This window comes from Paenibacillus sp. ISL-20, assembly GCF_018613005.1.
GTDB lineage: Bacteria > Bacillota > Bacilli > Paenibacillales > Paenibacillaceae > Paenibacillus_AQ.
Genome location: NZ_JAGGRD010000035.1, coordinates 95,499 through 115,834, shown reverse-complemented (window position 1 = coordinate 115,834; position 20,336 = coordinate 95,499). Strand labels below are relative to the sequence as shown.

Below are 20,336 nucleotides of genomic sequence, written 5' to 3'. Positions count from 1 at the left end.
TTACTGTCTTACTACCTTCGCATGCTACCTTATTAGACTTAGCCTATTTCAATGAAATTTCAAATCGGGAACCAACCTCACCTGCAAATACAATACGACCGTTTTCTGGTAAGAAAACCTCATTCTTACCACTGACCACGGTGTGATTAATACACACACCCTTTTGATCATATACTGCAAAGGCTCCATTTGCAGGCATCTTCACTGTCATGACTTTTCCTTTCACCGTTGCGGGTACCGAAAACCATTTGGCATATCCGTCTGCTTGAATGGTTGTAGCGGATTGTTTACCCGAATAGAGTGGTTGTACCATTTCCTCACTGGCGAATACGCTACCTACGGCTGTAATGTATTCTACTCCGTTCTTTTTGGAGAAATAAATTTCCTTTGTATCACGCCCTGCCATGCCAGGGATTTGCAGCTCAGTGACTGCTTCATTTGCTCCAATAATCTTATTATTGGACATATATCCTGGAGTCTCTTTATTCATGTGAATAGGGATGATTGGTGATAAATGGAGATAAACCGTTGAGGTATATTTTTGATTCACCACGTAATATCTTTTACCTTCACGCTTCTGCCAAGCGGCTGTTACATCTTCGGGTAATGTATTGGCTTCCAGCTTCTCGGCTGTATATTCTGAGAAAGCCAACTGTCCAAGTCCTGGCAAGGATATATAAGATCGAGACCACAGGTACGTACTTCCGTTCTTCTCCGTTACAAATTTCAACTTTTCTGTGCCTTCATCGTTAAGAAAAGTTCCATCCGCTGTATATGTGTAATTTTTAGCCGAATCACTCGGCGCTGTGAGTGTGGATACCGTCATTTGTCCAGTATGATTCATTTCGATCTTCTTAACCGAATTATTGCCGCCATATAGACCAGCATACGTGGATATTTCTTCGGGTATATCGGCCTTCACTGGCACGCCAAACGATTTTTCCGGCTTCCGTTCTGTAATAATGCCCTTTTCCTCAAGTGCGCTGAGTAATAATTCACTCGCAATGAACTGATCTTTGGCACTTGTCCCACCTGATGAGGTAACGGCTGCAGCCAGATTGTATTCCGGCAGTACGATTAATGATGAGTGATACGATATGGTATCTCCACCTTTCGTAACGGCCTTGATGCCGTATTCACTGAATGGGAACAAGTTCACACTATCCCACCCTAGCCCGTAAGATATAGACGTATCGCTATCCTCCGGTCACATGCCTCTTTTGTATTCTTCTTGCTCCATGGCCTCTACCGACTTATTGGAAAGAATGCCTTCGACCTCTCCCGTGAAAATTTGTGAAAATTTCACAAGATCTTCAGCGGTAGAGTAAATGCCTCCAGTAGCGATGATATTATAATTCTCTTGTGGAAGCTGCCCCTCAACCAAAGGAGAATAGATTCCCGCCATTTTTGCCGGATCAACCAGATCCTGCGGTGTTTTGGTATGTTTCATGTCCAGGGGCTCTGTAATATATTTGTGTATAAATGCAGTAAAGCCCATGCCACTAACTCTTTCGACCAGAACTTCCGCTAATGTAAAACCATCATTACAATATACGGAGTATTCTCCTGGATCGGCTTTTAGAGTCTGTGTCGCCAATTGATCCAGAAAAGTGTCATGTGAATACGTGTCATTATCCCCGTACAGTGTGGCATTGCTGCCGGAGCTGCCCAGCAGACCGGAGGAATGATTCAACAGCATGCGTGGTGTAATTTGTTTGTAGCGATTATCTTTCATCTTAAAGTCCGGGATATAGTTCACAACAGGCACATCCAAATCAATCTTGCCTTCGTCAACCAGCTTCATTACAGCAGTGGTAAGCACCATTTTACTGGTTGAACCAATGCCATAGATCGTGTTCGAAGTAAGAGGCACCTTGTTATTTACATCGTTCTTGCCCGTTTGACCGGACACTACAATCTCTCCAGCATCGATTAATGCATATTGCACACTGGTCGTACCGTACGTCTCGGTGAGTAATTTGGCTTTTTCGACCACCGTTTTCTTCGTTGTCTCGTACGTAAAATTACTGCTGTTCATGACAGCTGGTGCGGCCATGACTGACATTGGAGTTAACATCATTAACACCAGAGTTAAGGCGGTGATTGAAGTTCGTTTTCCCTCTTGTCGTCCCATTCACATCATCTCCTGAGTTTAAATTAGAGTTCTTTCGGATCTACAAATTTCACCTCTGGGTAGATGTCGCTCGGCCCCTGAATCAGGTTTCCACCCGTTCCTTTCAATTGCTTGTTAAAGAAATCGAGTACATATTGATTTACGATGCTTGATCCTCTTTTACCATTGATCTCTCCTGTGATCCCGGACAGTTTAATCAGTTCTGAATAAAATTGAAGATCCGTGAAATTGAAGTGCTGGGTTCCTTCTATATAAATCACATTTCCCCCATGTTCAATAACATTTTTCATAATGTGCAGCTCATCTGAAAGAAACTTAGTTACTTCGTCATCCGAATTTCTATCACTTTCAAAATTGGCTAACCAGTCTTCAAAATTTCCCGATCTGATAAACATAAACGGCTTGTTTATATCATCTCTATCCTCTACTTCATTCAGTGACCCATCCATATTAACCCCGGCCTTGATTCGATGATCCAAATACGTTGCATTAAACGCCGTTGCACCCCCAAAAGAATGCCCCATCGAGCCTATGTTATTTAGATCAATTTTCCCTTTGAATTGACTTTCAATTGCACCTGAATTCAGCTTTTCGATTTCATTGATTACAAACTCCACGTCTTTTGTCCATATATCCCCGATTTCTCTGCGGTCATCTATGGTTGTCATCTTTGTTGTATAGCCCGTTACACGGCCATCAGGAAAAAGGGTAGCAAAAGTGCTGTACGTATGATCGATTGTCACTACGATAAACCCATGACTGGCCAGATTCTCGGCCTGTGATGCTTGTAGAACTCTACTGGTTCCCATACCATGAGATAGCAGCACCACAGGATAAGGACTTGCAGAAGGTAATATTTCTACATTTTCATAAGAGTTGCTATGACTATACTTCCAGTAGTCGAGCACAAATTCAGGCAGTTTCAAAGAAGCAGAGAAGCTCTGAATATACGTTTTGAACATTTCTTTATTATTTGGAAACAGCGTGTCACGCTTGTTGTTATTAATATTTTCAGTTGGGTACCATACTTGAACCATTAATTCCCTCTTATCACTTTGATCTTCAGTCAAGACTTCATCTCTGTTCTGATCTGTAAAATGAAAGGTTTGAGTACCCACTTTCTCTGGACCATCAGGCTTCGGCAAATCAAAGACTGGCAAGTATACAGACAAGCCGGTAGATACAACAAGTAAAATGACGATTAGGGAAGATAAACTATACTTCAACAGCTTCCCTATTTTTAGATTCACCATCTTACCTGAATGTCTCAATAAAACGATGAGTATGAATAGCGCCGTCATAATATATACCAAAAGTAACTGCCATCTGTATCCCTCAACAAACAATTGAACTAATAATATAACGCTACTTCCTATACCCACACCCAATCCTGTCTTCTTAGCACTTCTTTTAATGAACAATAGATCTACGAGTAAAGCGAAACAGGATAGAACTAAAAGTATCTCAAATAATCTCATTTTGAATTCCTCTCTCTCATCACGGACATCAGCAGAATTGGACATACTATGGAAAAACCGTCCCCAGGACGGCTTTTCATATTCATTAATACACAACTGTGAAATTACGAGTAGACTTTTACAGGATGTTTATTTCGTTTCGTTCATGAATGCTCTAACATCTTCAGCTATTTCTTTGAATAACGTATGGTGTAAATAATGTTCTCCATCCATCGTTATTACTTTTCCATGTACCGAGTCTTTGATCTGTCCTTCGTGCAAAGGTATCCATCCTTTTACACCTTCATTATTCGCTTGAATAAGGAGAAGAAGCGGAAGATCTTTAGGGAAGGTTAACCCTTGAGCCTCTTTAAAATTGGAAGAAATATGGTCCATCTCATTCAACATCGTGGAACTATTTGAGTTTTTATTTGACAGCATTTTCATCTGCTCTACAGTGTGGTCATCAAATGGGAGTCCGGTATAAGGGTCACTACCAAATTTGACCGCCAATCTTTGGAGACCTGATTTTTTAAGAAATGCGAACGTTTTTAATGGGAATTTAACATCCATACCCGGTTGTGTTGGTACACTGCTATCGATTCCGACAAAGGCAGTCACCTCGTTTGGATATTTGTTCACATAATCAATGCCGTAAATGCCTGCAATGGAGTGGCCCATGAGCATGTATTGGTTAATGTTAAGCTGTTGTAGAGCTTCATGAACCTCACTTACGATATTCTCTGTGGTTCGTTCTTTTTCAGTTCCATCACTTAATCCATAACCGAAAGGCTCAACCGCCACAACTTTGTAATATGGAGATAGCTCATCGATGAGCAGCTTGAAATCAAGCGCTGGTGCAGCTGTTCCATAACCTGGAAGAAGCACGATCGTTTCCTTGCCTTCGCCTTGAATGAACACATTCATATTTTTCCCGTCTACAGATACGTGCTGGCCGTAGGGCTCTATCTTTTTCGCCTCCGAATTGCTACTGATCACATTCGTGATATAAACGATACCTAGAAAAAGAACAATGGCGATAACGATTGCTCCTATGATTTTAAGTATAATGTTTCGTATCTTCTTTGATTTCGTTCCCTTAGTTTTCATTACCTCTGTTTGTGTCACTCTCATCTTCTCCTGTCTAGAGCTATTTGATAGGCTTCCTTCATTGCCGCTAATGAAATCTTATCCAATGAAGATGTACTCCCCGTGACGTCAATATGAACGGAGTATGAACAAGCAAATAAATGAATAATTACTGCGACGTCATTGGCGGATAAATTGGCGTGAACACATTATTGAATTTCCTTTATAAATCCCCTGAATCTTTCAGCAATTTCTTTGGCATGGGAACGATACAAATAATGATTCGCTTCCAGGAGCACCACTTCACCATGTACAGAATCCTTTATTAACTTCTCGTGCTCGGGAATCCATCTGTACGTTGCCGGGTGATTCTTTTGAATAAAGAAAATAACAGGAAGATTCGGAGGGAAAGTTAGCTGTTCAGCTGCTTTAAAGTTGGAATACATGCTTTCTGCCTCATTTAATTGAGTGGTATTATACATGTTTTTGCGTATCAGAATGTTCAATTGTTCTTTCGTTTGTTCATCATAAGGCAGTCCATCATAAGGGTCAGCACTCAGTTTCAATTGTAATCGGGCGAAACCTAAGTTGCGGAACCATTTAATCGGTTGTGTTTCTGACGAATCAATCTTTTGTTCACTCAGCGCTGGAACACTACTATCCAGTCCGACAAATGCACGAACTTCATTTGGATATTTGTTCACATAATCCAGGCTATAGATCCCGGAAATGGAATGGCCCATAAGGATATAACGATCAATATGGAGACTCTGTAAAGCTTCATGAATCTCACTTACGATATTTGCCGTGCTGCGCTCCTTTTCGGTCTGATCGCTCAATCCGTAACCAAAAGGCTCTACGACGACGACTTTATAATATGGGGATAACTCTGAAATAAGCGGTTTGAAATCAAGTGCTGGCGATGCCGTTCCAAAGCCGGGTAAAATCACGACGGTTTCTTCGCCTTTTCCTTGAATGGTGACATTCATCTGATTCCCATCTACAGATACATGCTGACCATAAGGTTCCAATCTCTTCTGCTCCGAATGACTGCTGATTTTGTTAACGGTATACACGGCGGCAACAAAAAGTAGGATAGCTATAACGATTGCACCTAATACTTTAAGCAAAATGTTTAATACTTTCCTCGATTTGGTTCCACCCCATTTTTTCTTCTCTCTTTCTTTTGTCACACACATCTGCTCCTGTCCTCATCTGGTTAATGGCCGTAACAAGCCGTTCATGCAAGCCTAACCAACCAAGATGTCCTCACCTTGACGGCAACATGAACGGAGTATGAACTAACAAAAAAATGCCACGTTTCACATACAAGAAAGCTTGCATGTGAAACGTGGCATGAAAATACGGTTTAGACAATCCGGATGGACATTCTATACATCCACCTTATCCTGTAATTCTAACTATCGGTTGGCGTAGAGATTGGCAACGTGACAATAAAGGTCGTTCCTTGACCTGGTTCACTTTCTACTCGGATGTCCCCTTGATGAAGCGATACAATCTGTTTAACGATGGCAAGTCCCATACCGCTACCGTCATACTTGCGGCTGTGTGAACGATCGGCCTTGAAAAAACGCTCAAATATGCGCTTCTGATCTTCCAGGGGAATACCGATGCCCGTGTCGGATATTCGAATAGTCACGTTTTTGATATCCTGCTGGATGCTGACGTGAATCACGCCGCCATCCTTGGAAAATTTGATGCCATTGCTGAGGATATTCGTCCATACCTGATTCAATTGGTCACGATCAGCCGTTACTTTAACGGTCTGTAAATCAAGCTCAAAATGAATGTTGCGGGCAGACCATTGCGGTTGGAGCGCCACGATGACTCGCCTAATCTGTTCATCAAGACTGACTGTGACGAGCCGCAGTTGCTGTGACTGCGATTCAAGCATACTCAGCTTGAGCAGGCTATCACTCATGGTGGACATCCGCTTCGCTTCAGCGATGATAATATCGAGATACCGGCTTCGTTCTTGATCGGAGAGGTCTACTTGCTTGAGCGCTTGAGCGTAACCGGATATCGAGGTGAGCGGGGACTGTACCTCGTGCGACACGTTCGTTACGAATTCCCTGCGCATCTGCTCAAGTTGCTGGAGATCGTGCATCATGTCTTCGAAACTGCGAGCCAACGTACCTAGCTCACTCGTTTGCTTAATATTCAGCTTGACGTTGAAATCTCCAGCTGCAATACGTTTGGTTGCTTTTGTCAGCTTTTTGATTGGTCTGACCAGGAATACAGAGGCAATAAGAATCAATAAGCTTCCTGCAATCAACGAACAGGTTGCAAAGATCAATCCCCACTTGGCGACAAAAGAGGTAGAAGGTGGAGCGAGCGTCTCCAAAAACATCGCTTTCGTTCCCATTTCTGTTTTCACCGGCAACCCTAAGAGAACCGTAGCAATACCATTCGGCGTGTCTTGAACAACGCCTCCATCGATGACTTTCTTTAACTGCTCCATCGTCACCGTAGCAGGTTTGTGTCCGTTAAGTTTACCGTAAGACTGGAACTCTCCCGTTGCTTCGTAAATCCGAATATGATAAGAATCGAGCTGCTTCATTCCACTTACGAACGAGTCCGCTTCACTTAACGGCAGGGTCTTGTAAATCTGCACGATGTCTTGTCCAAAGTTGCGCAAGTTGATTTGAGCGTTTTGGTTCAATTTATCTTCGAATATCCAAGTGGACATAAAAAAAGAAATGATCGTGCCCGCAATGACGGAGACTAGAAATGTCAGGACCACACGGATATATAAAGATTTAATCATTCGTAAACCTCAAGCCGGTAGCCAAGCCCACGAACCGTTTCGATCCGAAAATCAGATGTAGCCGCAAACCGTTCGCGCAAGCGTTTGATATGTACATCTACGGTTCGATCATCTCCAGCATAATCAATCCCCCAAATTTGATCGATCAATTGCTCGCGCGTATAGACTTGTCCGGGTGTACCAGCAAGCTTATACAGCAATTCGAACTCCTTGAGCGGCAGCGTGAGCGCCTCTGTTCCTCTCATCACCTTATAGGTTTGCCGATCAAGTGTAACGCTTCCTAACTGAATCGTCTGTGTAGAGCCGATCCGGTATCGTTTAAGTAATGCTCTCACACGCACCGTTAACTCCAATGGATCGAAAGGTTTGGTCAAATAATCGTCTGTCCCAAGTTCGAATCCTTTTACCTTCTCCCATGTTTCGCCTCTCGCTGTCAGCATAAGAATCGGAAGATCAGGATTGACTCTTCGGAGTTCTTTGCACAACGTCCAGCCATCCATAATCGGCATCATAATATCGAGCACGACAAGATCAACATGCGTTGAAGCATAGACGTTCATTGCTTCCTTGCCGTCCGCGGCCTCGGCCGTTGTGAATCCGTCGTTACGTAGAAATAAACAGACGAGTTCGCGAATATTCGCATCGTCGTCAGCAACCAGTATAGTAGGCATCCGTTCCCTCTTTCCCATCTCCTATTGAAGTACCATTATACTATAAAGTAATCATGTATTAATCCCATACTACCTAATCATCATACCCGGGATTATCATGGAATGCACCTCGAATGCTTTCATCCCTGGACAAATCAGCGACAGAGGATTCATTCCCCTGCCGCCTTCTCTTTCGTATATTAATTTTTCCGATTCCACTCCGTTATCCGCTTCTGCTTTCTTTTTTGAATTTCATGATGGACCAGACAACCAATAACAGCAGAACGGACAGACATACGCTGATGCTGACCCGATTCTGTCCATCGATGAGAAAAAGAACCGTGATTACCGAAAGGCAAAGCGCAGTAAACGCGGTTACATAGGGGAAGCCCCATACCTTAAAGCTGGGCTGCACCGGATAAGCTTTGCGAAGCTTCAGCTGGGAGAAACAAATACAGATCCATACCAGCACCACAACGAAGCCTGGAACCGCCATCAGAACCCGAAACAATTGGTCTTGTGCGATCAGTCCCAGCAGTGAACCTGCCAAAAGAATGATCGCGCAAAGTTTCAGCGTATTAAGCGGAATGCCTTTGCTCGTGGTCTTGGCCAGGCTCCTTGGTGCCTCCCCGGCAGCTGCCATGGAATAGATCATGCGCGTCGCACCATAGATACCGGAGTTAGCTGCAGAGAGCACGGCCGTTACCAATATGAAATTCATGATGTGGGCCGCTCCCTGTAATCCCGTAGCGGACAACACCTGAACGAAAGGACTTGACTCTCCCCCCAGCTGGTTCCATGGAATCAATCCGCAAATAATCAGGAGCGGCAGCGTAAAGAACAAAATCACCCTTAATATAAAGTTGCGTACAACTTTCGGCAGGATTTTCTCCGCATTTTCGGTCTCGGTTAATGTGAGACCTATTAGCTCGGAGCCTCCATACGAAAAGGTGACGACAAGCAGAGCCGAGAATATGGCAAACCATCCATTTGGCAAAAACCCGCCGTGAGCAGTGAAATTTTGAAGGTACGGGGTGTCCGAACTCGGAATAATGCCAAACATCAGAAAACTTCCCAGCACAATAAAACTAATAATCATCGCGATTTTTATCCCGGCAAGCCAGAATTCCACTTCGCCAAAACTTCCAACACTCATCATATTGATTAAAATAATGAGCGCCGCACTTGCAAGGCTCAGCAGCCACAGCGGAACCTCCGGAAACCAGTATTGCAGAAAGCTGCCTGCTGCAATCACTTCAATCACGCATACCGACAGCCACATGAAACAATACATCCAGCCCATGACAAAAGAAACCCGCTTACCAAAGGCTTCGCGAACAAAATCCTTCATATTGCGGCCCGGATACACCGTAGCCATTTCCGTCATCGCTCCCATAACGACCAGAAGAAGCAGTCCCGCAAAGATATAAGAGAAAATAACGCCCGGACCGGCGAGACTGATCGTCTCGGCACTTCCTTTGAATATCCCGGTGCCGATTACACCGCCCATCGCCATAAAGCTGATATGCCTTGGCCTCAATTTCTTCTGTAATGAAACTTCATCTTGTTTTGCCATTCACATATCCCCCTGATGACTTTCAAATTAATCTATTGATAAGTATAACCTTTTCTTCTAAGGAAACAACTTAAGAAATTCGCAAAGTTAATGAGGAAGTACGATAGCTCTAATGCCTCATATTCTTTAATAAACGGTAAATAGGTTGTTCCTGGAGCGCGGATCATAAAAGAGCCCTGGGAGGTCCCGGGCTCTTTATTCATTCGTTATGATTATCGCTAGCTCATACCATCACTGCTTCAGTGACGGACAGTACTTCATGGTTTGATCATCATTGAATTACATTCATTGCTTCCCTGTTGAGACGATTCTGACATTGCTGATTTTGGACATATTACCGGAAGTATCGTACGCAACGATAAAATATTGATACGTTGTATTCGGCGTCAAGCCGCTATCCTTATAATCCGTCGTATTCGACGTTCCAATGACGGTATTATTCCGATAAACCTTATACTCTGTAATGCCAGCATTATCGAAAGAAGGAGTCCACTTCAGTTCCACCGATGAATCGGATACGGCTACCGCCTCTTCGATGGTTGGCTGCATCGGCGCTTCGGTATCCGCGATGGTCGGTGACCACCAGTTACCCGAAACGACAATCATGCTTAGGAGACGCAGCGTATTCCCAAAGTACACATCATCATTCGTGGAGATGGAGGCATTGTGGTCCCATAATCGGTTGAGCCACTCCTGATTCGCCGGATTTATCATGGCGCTGACCATCATCGGCGCAGAAAATGATGTATCCGTATAATCCACGAGTGCTTTTGACCCGTCCAGCTTGTAACCACCATATATTTTGCTTGGATCATCTCCGGTCACTTGGCGAATCCAAGACGTCATTTTATTCAGCTGCTCCTTGGCACGAGTTTCCCCTGTCATGAGAGCGTCCGTACCGATCCGCCAAGGAATACGCGAAGAGTTATAACTATAGTCCCCGTCCGTTTCAGACTCCAGGAATGTTGAATCTGCCGGAGCATAGCTGCCGTTTTTCTTCACCACAAAATCGGGCAGCAGTCCCGCATTCGGACTGTACTTTTTGTATAATCCTTCGCTGATGGAATAGGTTTTGTCAATGACGCGGTCCCAATTGGCGTCTCCGCTCGCGTTTTTGAAGTCTTTCAAATGTTGAAGCATAAAATCGGAAGGACGCGTAGCACTGCCATATTTAGCATCGTCGTCGCTTACCCAATCTGCAAGCTTCAAAGTCCACTCAGCATGACTGACATCGCTCTTCATGATCGCGTCAATTACTTTTTTGGCTTCGGCCAAGTAATTGATCTCACCATCGCTTCCCCACTGGCGATCCGCAAGGAGCAACGCGTATGCGATATCCATATCACCGTCCGTGGCCGAATCCACGCCGCTGACATTCACGACAGCCTTGCCTGTATCGCCCTGCTTCCAAGCCATAAGGTCCGGGTTGATCTTGCTTGGATGTGCTCTGAAATATCGATATAGTCCGTCAAAATAAGCCTTGGCCTTAGGATCATGACCCGCCATGTGTGCGGTGATCAGCATCCCGTATCCGTGCGCTTCCGAAACGGTCATCGCTTGATACTTGACATTAAGCTCCTTGTCAAACTCTTCTTGGAACCAGTCCCCGTCGGCATACCAGACGTAGTACTGATCCGGCTCCGAAGATTGAAGATACGGCTTCTTTTTCAAGTATTTATGCTTCCATTCATCATACAGCCGGGCAACGGTTGCATCCAGTTGCGCTTGTTGCATATGATTTGGCTTGATCGAGCCGGAGGTGTAGGCCGTATGCTGCGGAAACGGCTTGTAAGGCCCGGTTCCTTGTGAAGAAGACATCGTTTTCAAGCGGATTTCTTCAGACGGCAGCGATTCGACTCCTCCCGCGGTAACGGCTGTCACCTTGTACCGATATTCCGTGTCAGGCGTCAGCCCGGTATCGATATATGTTATTTCCTTGGTTGTTCCAACGTGACTATCGTTGCGGTAAACATGATAACGATCCGGCGCCTTGCCGGAAGGCGCTCTCCAGGTCAGGTCAATTTGGAAAGGAGACACGCCTTTGCCCGCCAAACCATCCAAAGCGGTTGGAGGCTCATTCCCCTCGGCCTGATTCGAAGTGCTTACCGTGACTGGGCTGGAATTGTCTCTTCTGCCAACAGACTTGATCACCAGATTATATTGAATATCCGGGTTCAATTTGTCGATAACAACGCTGTACTGCGACGTTCCCGACTTTACTGGCACATAGAGGCTCCAATGCTTGCTGATCTTGTCATCCTTTTCGTAAATACGGAATCCTCTTACCTGCTCTTTGCTTGAGGAAGGCGACTTCCAGGTCAACGTAGCTTTGGTACCTTGGAGTTTAACCTGTGCTCCCTCCACCGGATCCGGTTTGGTGTCTGTTCGTTTGATACCGTAATGATCGTACACCTTCAGCCCATTTTTCCCGTATCCGCTCTTTCCTTCATCTTCAACAGCAGCCGTATAGGCATCGAATTTCAGAATTTGATCTGCAACCGACACATCCGTAAACATTTTTTTCTTCGGCTGGTTGTTAATCGCTGCGAAGAAGTCGTCATAAGGTTCGTTCTTGTAATAGAATTTGTTTCCAAACGCATTGGACATCAAATACACCGTTCCTTGAGGATTGACGACGTTGCCTGCTTCGTCTTTTTCCAGTTTTTTCGGATCGATGACCTTGTCCCCGTACATCTGGAAGGAACGCATATACATATGATCGTGTGCCTCAAACACCATATCGATGCCAAGCTCGTCAAAAACAGGAATCAGATTTTTCCTGTAAAATTTAACGCGATCTCCTTCCCATTGCGCGGAATTATCGCCAGCTGCATAAGGCGCTTTGTGAAGCGTCACGAATTTCCACTTCTTGTCGGTCTTCGCCACCGTATTCCGCATCCAATCAATCTGGTTCCAAAACTGTTCGTGCTGTTCATCATCCCAGTCGACGGTGCCGTCTTTGTTCAGCTTGCCGTCAAACTGCGAGTTGTACACCATGTAAAGCGCGTCGCCGTATTCAAAAGAATAGACCGAGCCGTCATGCGTTGCATCCACCACTTTCCGTGGCAGATTGAAATGGTTGTAAAAGTTATTATTCGGCGTTGTGGCATCCCCGTCCCAATCCGATACTTCGTGTCCGCCCAGTACGGGTACAAATGGCACTTTCATCAGATGCTCCTGCGCGAGCCCGAGCATCCACTGCCATTGCTCTTCCAGGTCGCCATTATCAACCAGATCGCCGGCATTGATCAGAAATTTGGGGTTACCCATATGTTCGTAAGCTTTCTTGAAGGTATCTGCCCATGGTTCAAAGCCCGATTTGCTCGAGGCCTGAGAGTCGGCTCCCACGATAAAGCGATATGGTTGCGGTGTCGCCGTATCGGTTTTAAACGATCCAACGGAGCTCCATATCGAACCGTCGCCTACCCGGAATACATAATCGGTTCCCGGCTTTAATCCATTCGCGCTTGCTTTATGGCTGAAGAACTTTTTCTTCTTACCCGTCGTTCTGTCACCCTTGGTCATATAAGTCGAAATTTCCTCGGAAGATCCGGTGAATTCAAGAACTCCCTCTTTCGGAAACACGTTACCGGTTCCCGTTGATTCGGCTACCTGGACTTTCGTTCCGGCCGAGGTATCCGTGTACCAAGCGAAAGCCATGCTTGTTTTAGGATCGCCGTTCAAGGTCATGTTAATGAGTTTCGGCTGAGAGACTGAACCTACAGTCGTAAAACTCCACTCGATATTTCGAATCAGGGGAGAGCCGTCTTTTCCTTGGACCGCGGTTTGGGGAATGGTAACCCTGTAGCTTTTCCCTTGACCTAATCCGCCATGCCCAATGCGCAAGGTCGTTTGATTTATGACTTCGACGGCAAGGCTTGGAACAGGCTGATTCTGTCCATCCCGAACCGTGATGTCCTGTTTGGCCGTTACCGTGATCGGTTTATTGAACTTAACCTCAATCGGCGTTGTTACGGCTACATTTTCCGCACCTTGTCCCGGCACATAGGATACGTCGATGGTAGGCTGTTCAGGCGTTGTTCCGGAAATCGGTTCTCCGGTTACGCGAATGTTCCGAATTTTACTGGAACCTCCCGATCCAATGCCTTTCGGATTATCTTTAGGGTTGGTTGGCTTATTAGAGTTAACCACCCAGCGGATATACAGCATTTGCTTATCGTCTGCATTCGGCAGGGAGACGTTATTAAGTATGCAGGATTGATTTGGACAATTGTAGCTTGAAACGATATTCATCTGAACAGTGCCTCCAGGGACGTCGGTCCATACCGTTCGGTCGGTACTTACCTGTACTTTGAAATCGTTAGGAGCGGAACCCGAGGAGCTTTGCTCCGAGGATAGTTTGATATTCTTGTAGGCTGAGGTAGAAACCATGGCCAACCAATATTTCTTGCCCTGGCCGTTATCCCAGCCCTGGTAGCTAATATCTTGGGCTTTACTGTCGTAGTATTCAAAATATCCTCCGACCTGTTGGAGGATGGAGGAAGACTTGTTGAGTCCTCCGGTTGCAGGATGGACGCCTCCTTCTCCCTTGTTCTTGAAGACCCATTCGGCGATTAAGGCCTCGGCCGCTTTCCCCGACCCATCGGAGGTCAGCTCGGGCTTACCCGTCACGGAGTCGGCATATGAATTCGCCGGCAATGTCCAGGGGATCAACAATAATGCTAAAAACAATAAGAACATCCGCTTTGGATTCCTTCCTCTTTTCTTCTTGATTCGCATGCTTTGCACCCCTTTCCCGTTCAACATGAACGGTTTGGCTTGAGGATTCGATTTGAATCCCGCCTTCTTGAATATATCCGATGTTTTCTCAGGATTCTCGCGGAATCTTATTTAAAAATGGCCCTTTTCAACATATATTGCTGTTATTTTGATTAACAATTCAATCGGCTTCGGGTACAATGAGGACATCATGACCCAGTTGGATTTTCGTGAGAGGTGATTTGACATCAACTTTTTTTGCTCCGATCCCTTTTATATCAGTCGAGAGAGCAAATCCCGATCGAGTATTCCTTCATTCCACTATCACGACGCTTATGAAATTCTGTACATTGTCTCGGGCGAGCTGCATTATTGTATTGGAAGTCAGCCGTTTCAGCTTGTGGGCGGTTCCATGCTGCTCATTCGCAAGAATGACGGACATCGTCTGATCAATCCTAACGGTGCGCCATTTGAAAGAGTGACCCTGCTCTTTCAAGAAGATTTCTTAGGTGGGTTGTTGACCGAGGATTCGTCTTTTCATCCGCTCTCCCCTTTCCAAACAGGTTCCGGCTCCATCCGGTTAAAGGGTCAGGAGCAGGGGTATGTCGAAGGGATTTTTGCGAAGATGGCCGCCGAATCGGCCAACGGATTTCCAGAGTCGAATTTCTATCTCAAAATCCTGTTGTCTGAGCTTTTGGTGTTCATCCACCGCATTCTAAACAGCGGCCGTCAATACATAAATGTCTCAACCAACCAGGTTCATCAGCGTATTTCCCATATTGCCCACTTTATCAATCACCACTACGATCAGCGGCTGACATTAGAGGAACTCACCAGCCGATTCCATGTAAGTCCCTCCCATCTGAGTCGAACCTTCAAGGAATCAACAGGGTTTACTCTGATCGAGTATGTGAATCACGTACGGATCAAGCAAGCGTGCCATTTGTTGAAAGAATCCCATTTACAAGTTTCCGAAATCGCCGAAAGCGTCGGCTTCGACAATTCCACCCATTTCGGCCGCACGTTTAAAAGCATAATCGGTCTCTCTCCCCTGAAATTCCGTAAAAATCATCAGGCGGATTTACGGCCGTAAACAACAAAGAGCCGAATTCCTTTAAGGGAATTCGGCTCTTCGGAACGTATGTTATGAGTATACAGACAACAGTTAGTAGTGCAAACTAATCCAAGTAATTGTAATATTCGATAATATCCGCTATCGTTTGCTTCTGATTCTTGGTTAAAGTGTAGTCTGTCGATTTATTGGATATATCCTCAAATCTTACAATGATTTCATCATTTGCTGGAATCACGTTACCAAGTAGGTCTTCCATTTTTTTATCTACATTTATATCCACTATTTCTGTCATTCCGGAACCAAAAAGATCCACATCATTCACTTTATCCATCGGGTTGAAATCAAGCTCCTGCAATTTGTCTCCTGCACGGACCTTCACTTTGGTAAACACAAATAAGGCTTTTTTTGCGTCCTCCTGATACCCAACTCGTAAGATCATGTATTTTTTGGAATCCTTTACGCCGATGTAAGGATAGAAGCTCAAGCCTTTGGTAACACCCGCGGATGGTGAGATAAAGGTAATATTTTCGACTTTATCTTCTTTAATTTCAAATTTGGACTCCAGTTCCGTTTTTCGATTCTTGATCTTAGACTCTATGTCGGTTTTCAGTTTCGTATATTCATCCTTTTTCTCAGCTTTAATAGCTTCGTCGACTACTACATTGGCTTGAACATAGTTTCCATTTTTGAATAAATCCTGTGCTTCGGCAAATTTGGCTTCATGATCATCAGTCTTGCTAGCACTTGCACTCTTCGCTGTTGTGCCGTTACCTGGATCGGATGAGGAATTGTCGGATAATCTGCCAATGACAAAAAGAACGACAAGAACCCCCACAATTATTAGCAAAATCTTTTTAAACTTCGACTTTTTTTTCTCCACTGTTACATTTTTCCCCCTTAAGGCTTATGAAATATAGTTCTATAGTATCATCGAACTATTCCAATATCAACCGTTTGAGAGATTATAAACCAAAGAGTCAAGTATAACCTTATATGACGTTGCCAATACTGTTATCTACCAGTTTTCTATTTCACATGAATCCAATTAGTTTACATAATATTTATTACGTAATATTCAGTTTCCAGGGTGCAATTCGTGGATTTTGGAAACCAGATCTACTGAATTGGTATGAAACGCTTCGTTTGAATCCGTCCATGCTGATTTCAAAAAATAGGAAGCATGAAACCGCCATCCCTGATGGTCCGGGTTAAAATCCAGTTGAACCTCGCGCCCCGGCCTTCCCCGGTACACACTGGAACCCGGCTTGCGCCAACTGCCGATTCTTGTGATCCTGTCCGGATTCTGGCCAGTGATATATGTAAACCGTTCATTGTAAGGAATGTCCTTCAAATAAAACTTTGGACACCCCACAGCAAATACATGGATTCCCCGAAAGTCGTACTTCTCCTCCAAATAAAGCCCTGTCTTATAGGCGACCACGCCTCCAGCGCTGTGCCCGATCAGGATCAGTTGATCCGCATCTGCTGCAAGCTCGCGGATGATTTGCCCTGCGTTCACTACCCGGCGAGACTGCTCGCGAACCAAGTCATAGCCAACTTGAGCAAGCTGCCGGGCTAGCAGACGGATTAACGAGGAACCCGCCATTCCGTTTGCCATCCCATAAGGAAAGATCACCACAATTTTGGCATTTGGATATTTAAGAGCAATCTCACTTGCAGCGTCTTCAAAATTATTCCGATAGGTCAGGACACCGGCAAAAAAGAAAACCACCGTTTGGCACTTTATTGAACAAGTGCTATAGGAGGATACGAACGTCTCTGTCATGAATTCACAGTCCCCCTCCTAAAAAGTGTTCCCAATCTTCCGCGCATATGAAGAACCCCCATGATAACAACGCGATTCATATCTGCATTGTAGCATGAGGGTCCTCATTTTTTCATATTCTATTCGCCTTATTTTTTGGCGGACAACCATTCAGATAACACATTAATTTCGTCAGCGGAGAGCTTGCCTTGGAATGCCGGCATTCCATTTCGGCCATTCGTGATGATGGCTGAGATTTGGCTGGCATCGTATTTGGCCCCTACATTTTGCAGGTTTGGAAAATTCCCACCTCCGCTTAAGTCCGTCGCGTGGCAAGCCATGCAGTTTGCATTGTAGAGCGAGGTTGCTTCTGTATTCGTCGCATCCCCGCCGGTTGTACCTTCCTGTGGAGCTTGCCCGCCGTTTTCTGCAGGGGCAGGCTCGGAAGTGTTTTTACCTCCACATGCCACCACACCAAAAGCAAAAGCTGTCATAAGCATGACAAACAGCAACCCTTTTTTGAACATATTTGAAACTACCTCCTTTTGTAAAATGCAAGTTATACGAGTAACCCGCCCTTTTTGCTGTATTCGAGGATTCCGTCCGCTGCGCGATACGCAAGAGCCCCGACCGTACCTGTCGGATTATAGCCGCTGTTATGCGGGAAAGCGGATGCACCCACGACAAACAAGTTTTCCATATCCCACATTTGCATGTAGTTGTTGATGGCTGAATTGCCTGGATTCTCCCCCATAATAACCCCACCGGTATTATGCGTGGATTGGTATGTCGTTATTTCATAAGGTCCCAGTTCCTTCAATTTCATAATATTCTGGGCCCCCATCTCCTGCAGGATCTCCGCGCAGCGATCCGAAAGATACCTCGCCAACTGACGGTCCTGCTCTTCGAAATCGAACGTGATTCGAATCAACGGGTCTCCGTATGCATCCTTGTAAGTGGGATCCAGGTCCAGGTAGTGATGCCGAAAAGGCATTGAAGATCCTTGGGAGGCCACGGACAGCACGCTGTTTGCATACTTCAAAGAATTCGCCTTAAACTCTTTTCCCCAACGCGGTGAATCCTCCGGAACAGGATTGTTCTGAATGGGTCTTTGTCCTGTTACCGTATGGGCGATGTTCCCCCCATGTATGAACTTCAGGTCCGAATGATCAAAATTGTCGCCGTTATAATCGTCCAAGCCCATCCCTAAGCTCCCCGCTCCGGCAAATAGATTGAATTTATCCTCAAAAAATCCGGCGGCGGTCCCCTTGATGACCTGATAAGCATAGTTTTTGCCAATCACACCTGTTCCGCTGGACGAGTCGTACGGCTTGCCGATCTTGGAGAGAAGCATCAAACGAGTATTATTAAATACATACCCGGTTGATACGACGATATCCGCTGGCTGTTCGATTTCCTCTCCCGTCGTTAGATCCGTGTACATGACACCCGTTGCCTTACCTCCCGTATGCAGAATTCGTCTCACATAGGAATGGGTCCGGATTTCGAACTTCCCGGTTTTTTTGGCAACGGGAATCACGGTAACGACCGGATCCGCTTTCGCCCCGTATTCACACCCAAACCGCTCGCAATATCCACAGTACTGACAACCTGCCCGGGCAATGCCATCCGGATTCGTATAGCTTTCCGACAGATTCGCTGAAGGCACCGTATAGGGATTGAGCTTCAGTTTTTTCGCCGCTTCTGTGAACATCTTCATGGATGGCGTGTGAAGCATAGGCGGTGTCGGGTAAGGATTCGAACGTTTCCCTGCAAAGGGATTTTCTTCGCCGGAGATGCCGGTCGTCTTCTCAAACTTATCAAAGAACGGCTCTAGCTGATCATAGGTAATACCCCAGTCCTGGATCATCATTTCCGGCGGTATTTTATCTTTCCCATATCGTTCTTCCGTCATGCTCCGAATTTTAAAATCGTAAGGCAGGAAACGGAACGTTTGCCCATTCCAGTGTACGCCGGCTCCTCCCAATCCCTCGCCTAACAAGAACGAGCCATATTGCCTCATCGGAAGCGCACGTATTTTTTCAGTGCTTCGAAATGTAATCGTTTCTTTGGAGAGATCCTGCATTAAATCGTACCGAAGCGCATAACGGAGCTCATCGTGAGCCATGTAATAGTCTTCCGTCACTCTTTCTTTACCTCTCTCCAATCCGACAACGGATAAACCGTTCTTGGTCAGTTCCGAAGCGATAATGCCGCCAGCCCAGCCGACGCCAATGATGACAACATCCGTTTTAGGTAATTTTTTGGCCATATCTATACTCCTCTCGCTAATCGTGAGCCGTTATAGGTGATCTTTTAAACTCTTAGGCGGGATGACGGTAAAATTCTTCTCGATAATATTCGTGTAAGCCATTTGGTTACCCGGATATTGCCGCATCGCCCAGCCCTGCATGTTTTTATTGCCACCATATAGCGGATCACTGTAAACTCCTTCCAATGTACTGCTGCGGAGCAGGTTGAAGAACCCGCTGGCTGAGATCGTTGTCAATTTGACCTCATCGTTCTGAAAGGCTGTTAACACAGCATCCTGTTCCTCTGGCGACAGGCTCGGGAAATCTTTTTGATAATTTTTTTGGCTGTAGTTCTGAATTTCGCGCAGCCCAATGTAGAAAATCTCTCGTCTTCTTAATCGTCCCTGATAACCTTGCGTTTTCTCTCCAACGTAAAAAGGCGGCTGCATGTAGTCTCTTGCATTAAAACCCCAATCACCGGCCAACTGGTGGTCGATGAAGAATGCGGCGCCAAGTTCTTTGGCGCCAGGACCATTGTCATCTGCAGGGAATATACGCTCTACGGCTGCTTCCGTGATCCGGTATTGTTCCTGGTTGAAGAACATTAATGCTTGATTGTAGTTGTTTTCATTCGTCTCAGGTGCTGGCGCTGCAGGCGGAGTTGCCCGCTTCGGCAGCAGATAACCGAGTACCCCGCCCAGCACGACACCTCCCACGGCATAACCGGAGTTTCTCAGAAACTTCCGCCGTGACATCGTCTGTGAGCTGCCAGGCTTCGATTGGTTGGATTGTTGGTCATGTTCGCTCAAACTTTCAACACCCCTACTCTTC

Annotated in this window: 13 protein-coding genes and 1 pseudogene; 1 reads left to right on the top strand and 13 read right to left on the bottom strand. The window is 45.5% G+C overall.

The features are described from left to right. Window positions 1-43 precede the first annotated feature (43 nt). From J7E85_RS20335 to J7E85_RS20300, 8 genes and pseudogenes are all read right to left on the bottom strand, one after another. Window positions 44-2,134: pseudogene (locus J7E85_RS20335) on the bottom strand (serine hydrolase domain-containing protein). Between the two features lie 23 nt (window positions 2,135-2,157). After that, the gene (locus tag J7E85_RS20330; RefSeq protein ID WP_353049537.1) at window positions 2,158-3,657 is read right to left on the bottom strand and encodes an alpha/beta hydrolase family protein; all 1,500 of its coding nucleotides are present in this window, start codon (window positions 3,655-3,657) and stop codon (window positions 2,158-2,160) included. An 84-nt stretch (window positions 3,658-3,741) separates the two neighbouring features. Beyond that, on the bottom strand, window positions 3,742-4,719 hold the full coding sequence (locus J7E85_RS20325; protein WP_215160873.1) for an alpha/beta hydrolase: 978 nt from the start codon (window positions 4,717-4,719) through the stop codon (window positions 3,742-3,744). 170 nt (window positions 4,720-4,889) lie between these two features. Next, window positions 4,890-5,879 (bottom strand): alpha/beta fold hydrolase, encoded by a 990-nt coding sequence (locus J7E85_RS20320; protein WP_215160871.1) that lies wholly within the window; start codon window positions 5,877-5,879, stop codon window positions 4,890-4,892. A gap of 218 nt (window positions 5,880-6,097) precedes the next feature. After that, window positions 6,098-7,468, bottom strand: coding sequence for a sensor histidine kinase (locus J7E85_RS20315; protein WP_215160869.1), 1,371 nt, complete (start codon window positions 7,466-7,468; stop codon window positions 6,098-6,100). Beyond that, a complete protein-coding gene (locus J7E85_RS20310) occupies window positions 7,465-8,139 on the bottom strand; it encodes a response regulator transcription factor (RefSeq protein WP_076323391.1) in 675 nt (224 codons plus the stop codon). Before J7E85_RS20310 ends, J7E85_RS20315 begins: the two co-directional genes overlap by 4 nt. 202 nt (window positions 8,140-8,341) lie before the next feature. Continuing rightward, on the bottom strand, window positions 8,342-9,694 hold the full coding sequence (locus J7E85_RS20305) for an amino acid permease (RefSeq protein WP_215160867.1): 1,353 nt from the start codon (window positions 9,692-9,694) through the stop codon (window positions 8,342-8,344). A gap of 285 nt (window positions 9,695-9,979) precedes the next feature. Continuing rightward, entirely contained in the window at window positions 9,980-14,434 is a 4,455-nt protein-coding gene (locus tag J7E85_RS20300) for a glycosyl hydrolase family 8 (RefSeq protein ID WP_251035881.1), read from the bottom strand. Between the two features lie 226 nt (window positions 14,435-14,660). On the opposite strand from J7E85_RS20300, the gene J7E85_RS34895 reads away from it, so the two are divergent. Then, entirely contained in the window at window positions 14,661-15,506 is an 846-nt protein-coding gene (locus J7E85_RS34895; RefSeq protein ID WP_353049540.1) for a helix-turn-helix domain-containing protein, read from the top strand. An 85-nt stretch (window positions 15,507-15,591) separates the two neighbouring features. Here J7E85_RS34895 and J7E85_RS20290 read toward each other — a convergent pair whose 3' ends face one another. The 5 genes from J7E85_RS20290 to J7E85_RS20270 all read right to left on the bottom strand — a co-directional run bounded on the left by J7E85_RS20290 (window position 15,592) and on the right by J7E85_RS20270 (window position 20,314). Beyond that, the gene (locus J7E85_RS20290) at window positions 15,592-16,368 is read right to left on the bottom strand and encodes a hypothetical protein (RefSeq protein WP_215160863.1); all 777 of its coding nucleotides are present in this window, start codon (window positions 16,366-16,368) and stop codon (window positions 15,592-15,594) included. 195 nt (window positions 16,369-16,563) lie between these two features. Beyond that, window positions 16,564-17,274 (bottom strand): alpha/beta hydrolase, encoded by a 711-nt coding sequence (locus J7E85_RS20285; RefSeq protein ID WP_215160861.1) that lies wholly within the window; start codon window positions 17,272-17,274, stop codon window positions 16,564-16,566. 128 nt (window positions 17,275-17,402) lie between these two features. Next, window positions 17,403-17,780 (bottom strand): c-type cytochrome, encoded by a 378-nt coding sequence (locus tag J7E85_RS20280; protein ID WP_215160859.1) that lies wholly within the window; start codon window positions 17,778-17,780, stop codon window positions 17,403-17,405. A 32-nt stretch (window positions 17,781-17,812) separates the two neighbouring features. Further along, the gene (locus tag J7E85_RS20275; protein ID WP_215160857.1) at window positions 17,813-19,525 is read right to left on the bottom strand and encodes a GMC family oxidoreductase; all 1,713 of its coding nucleotides are present in this window, start codon (window positions 19,523-19,525) and stop codon (window positions 17,813-17,815) included. Window positions 19,526-19,555: 30 nt separating this feature from the next. Further along, entirely contained in the window at window positions 19,556-20,314 is a 759-nt protein-coding gene (locus J7E85_RS20270; RefSeq protein ID WP_215160855.1) for a gluconate 2-dehydrogenase subunit 3 family protein, read from the bottom strand. Between the last annotated feature and the right edge of the window lie 22 nt (window positions 20,315-20,336).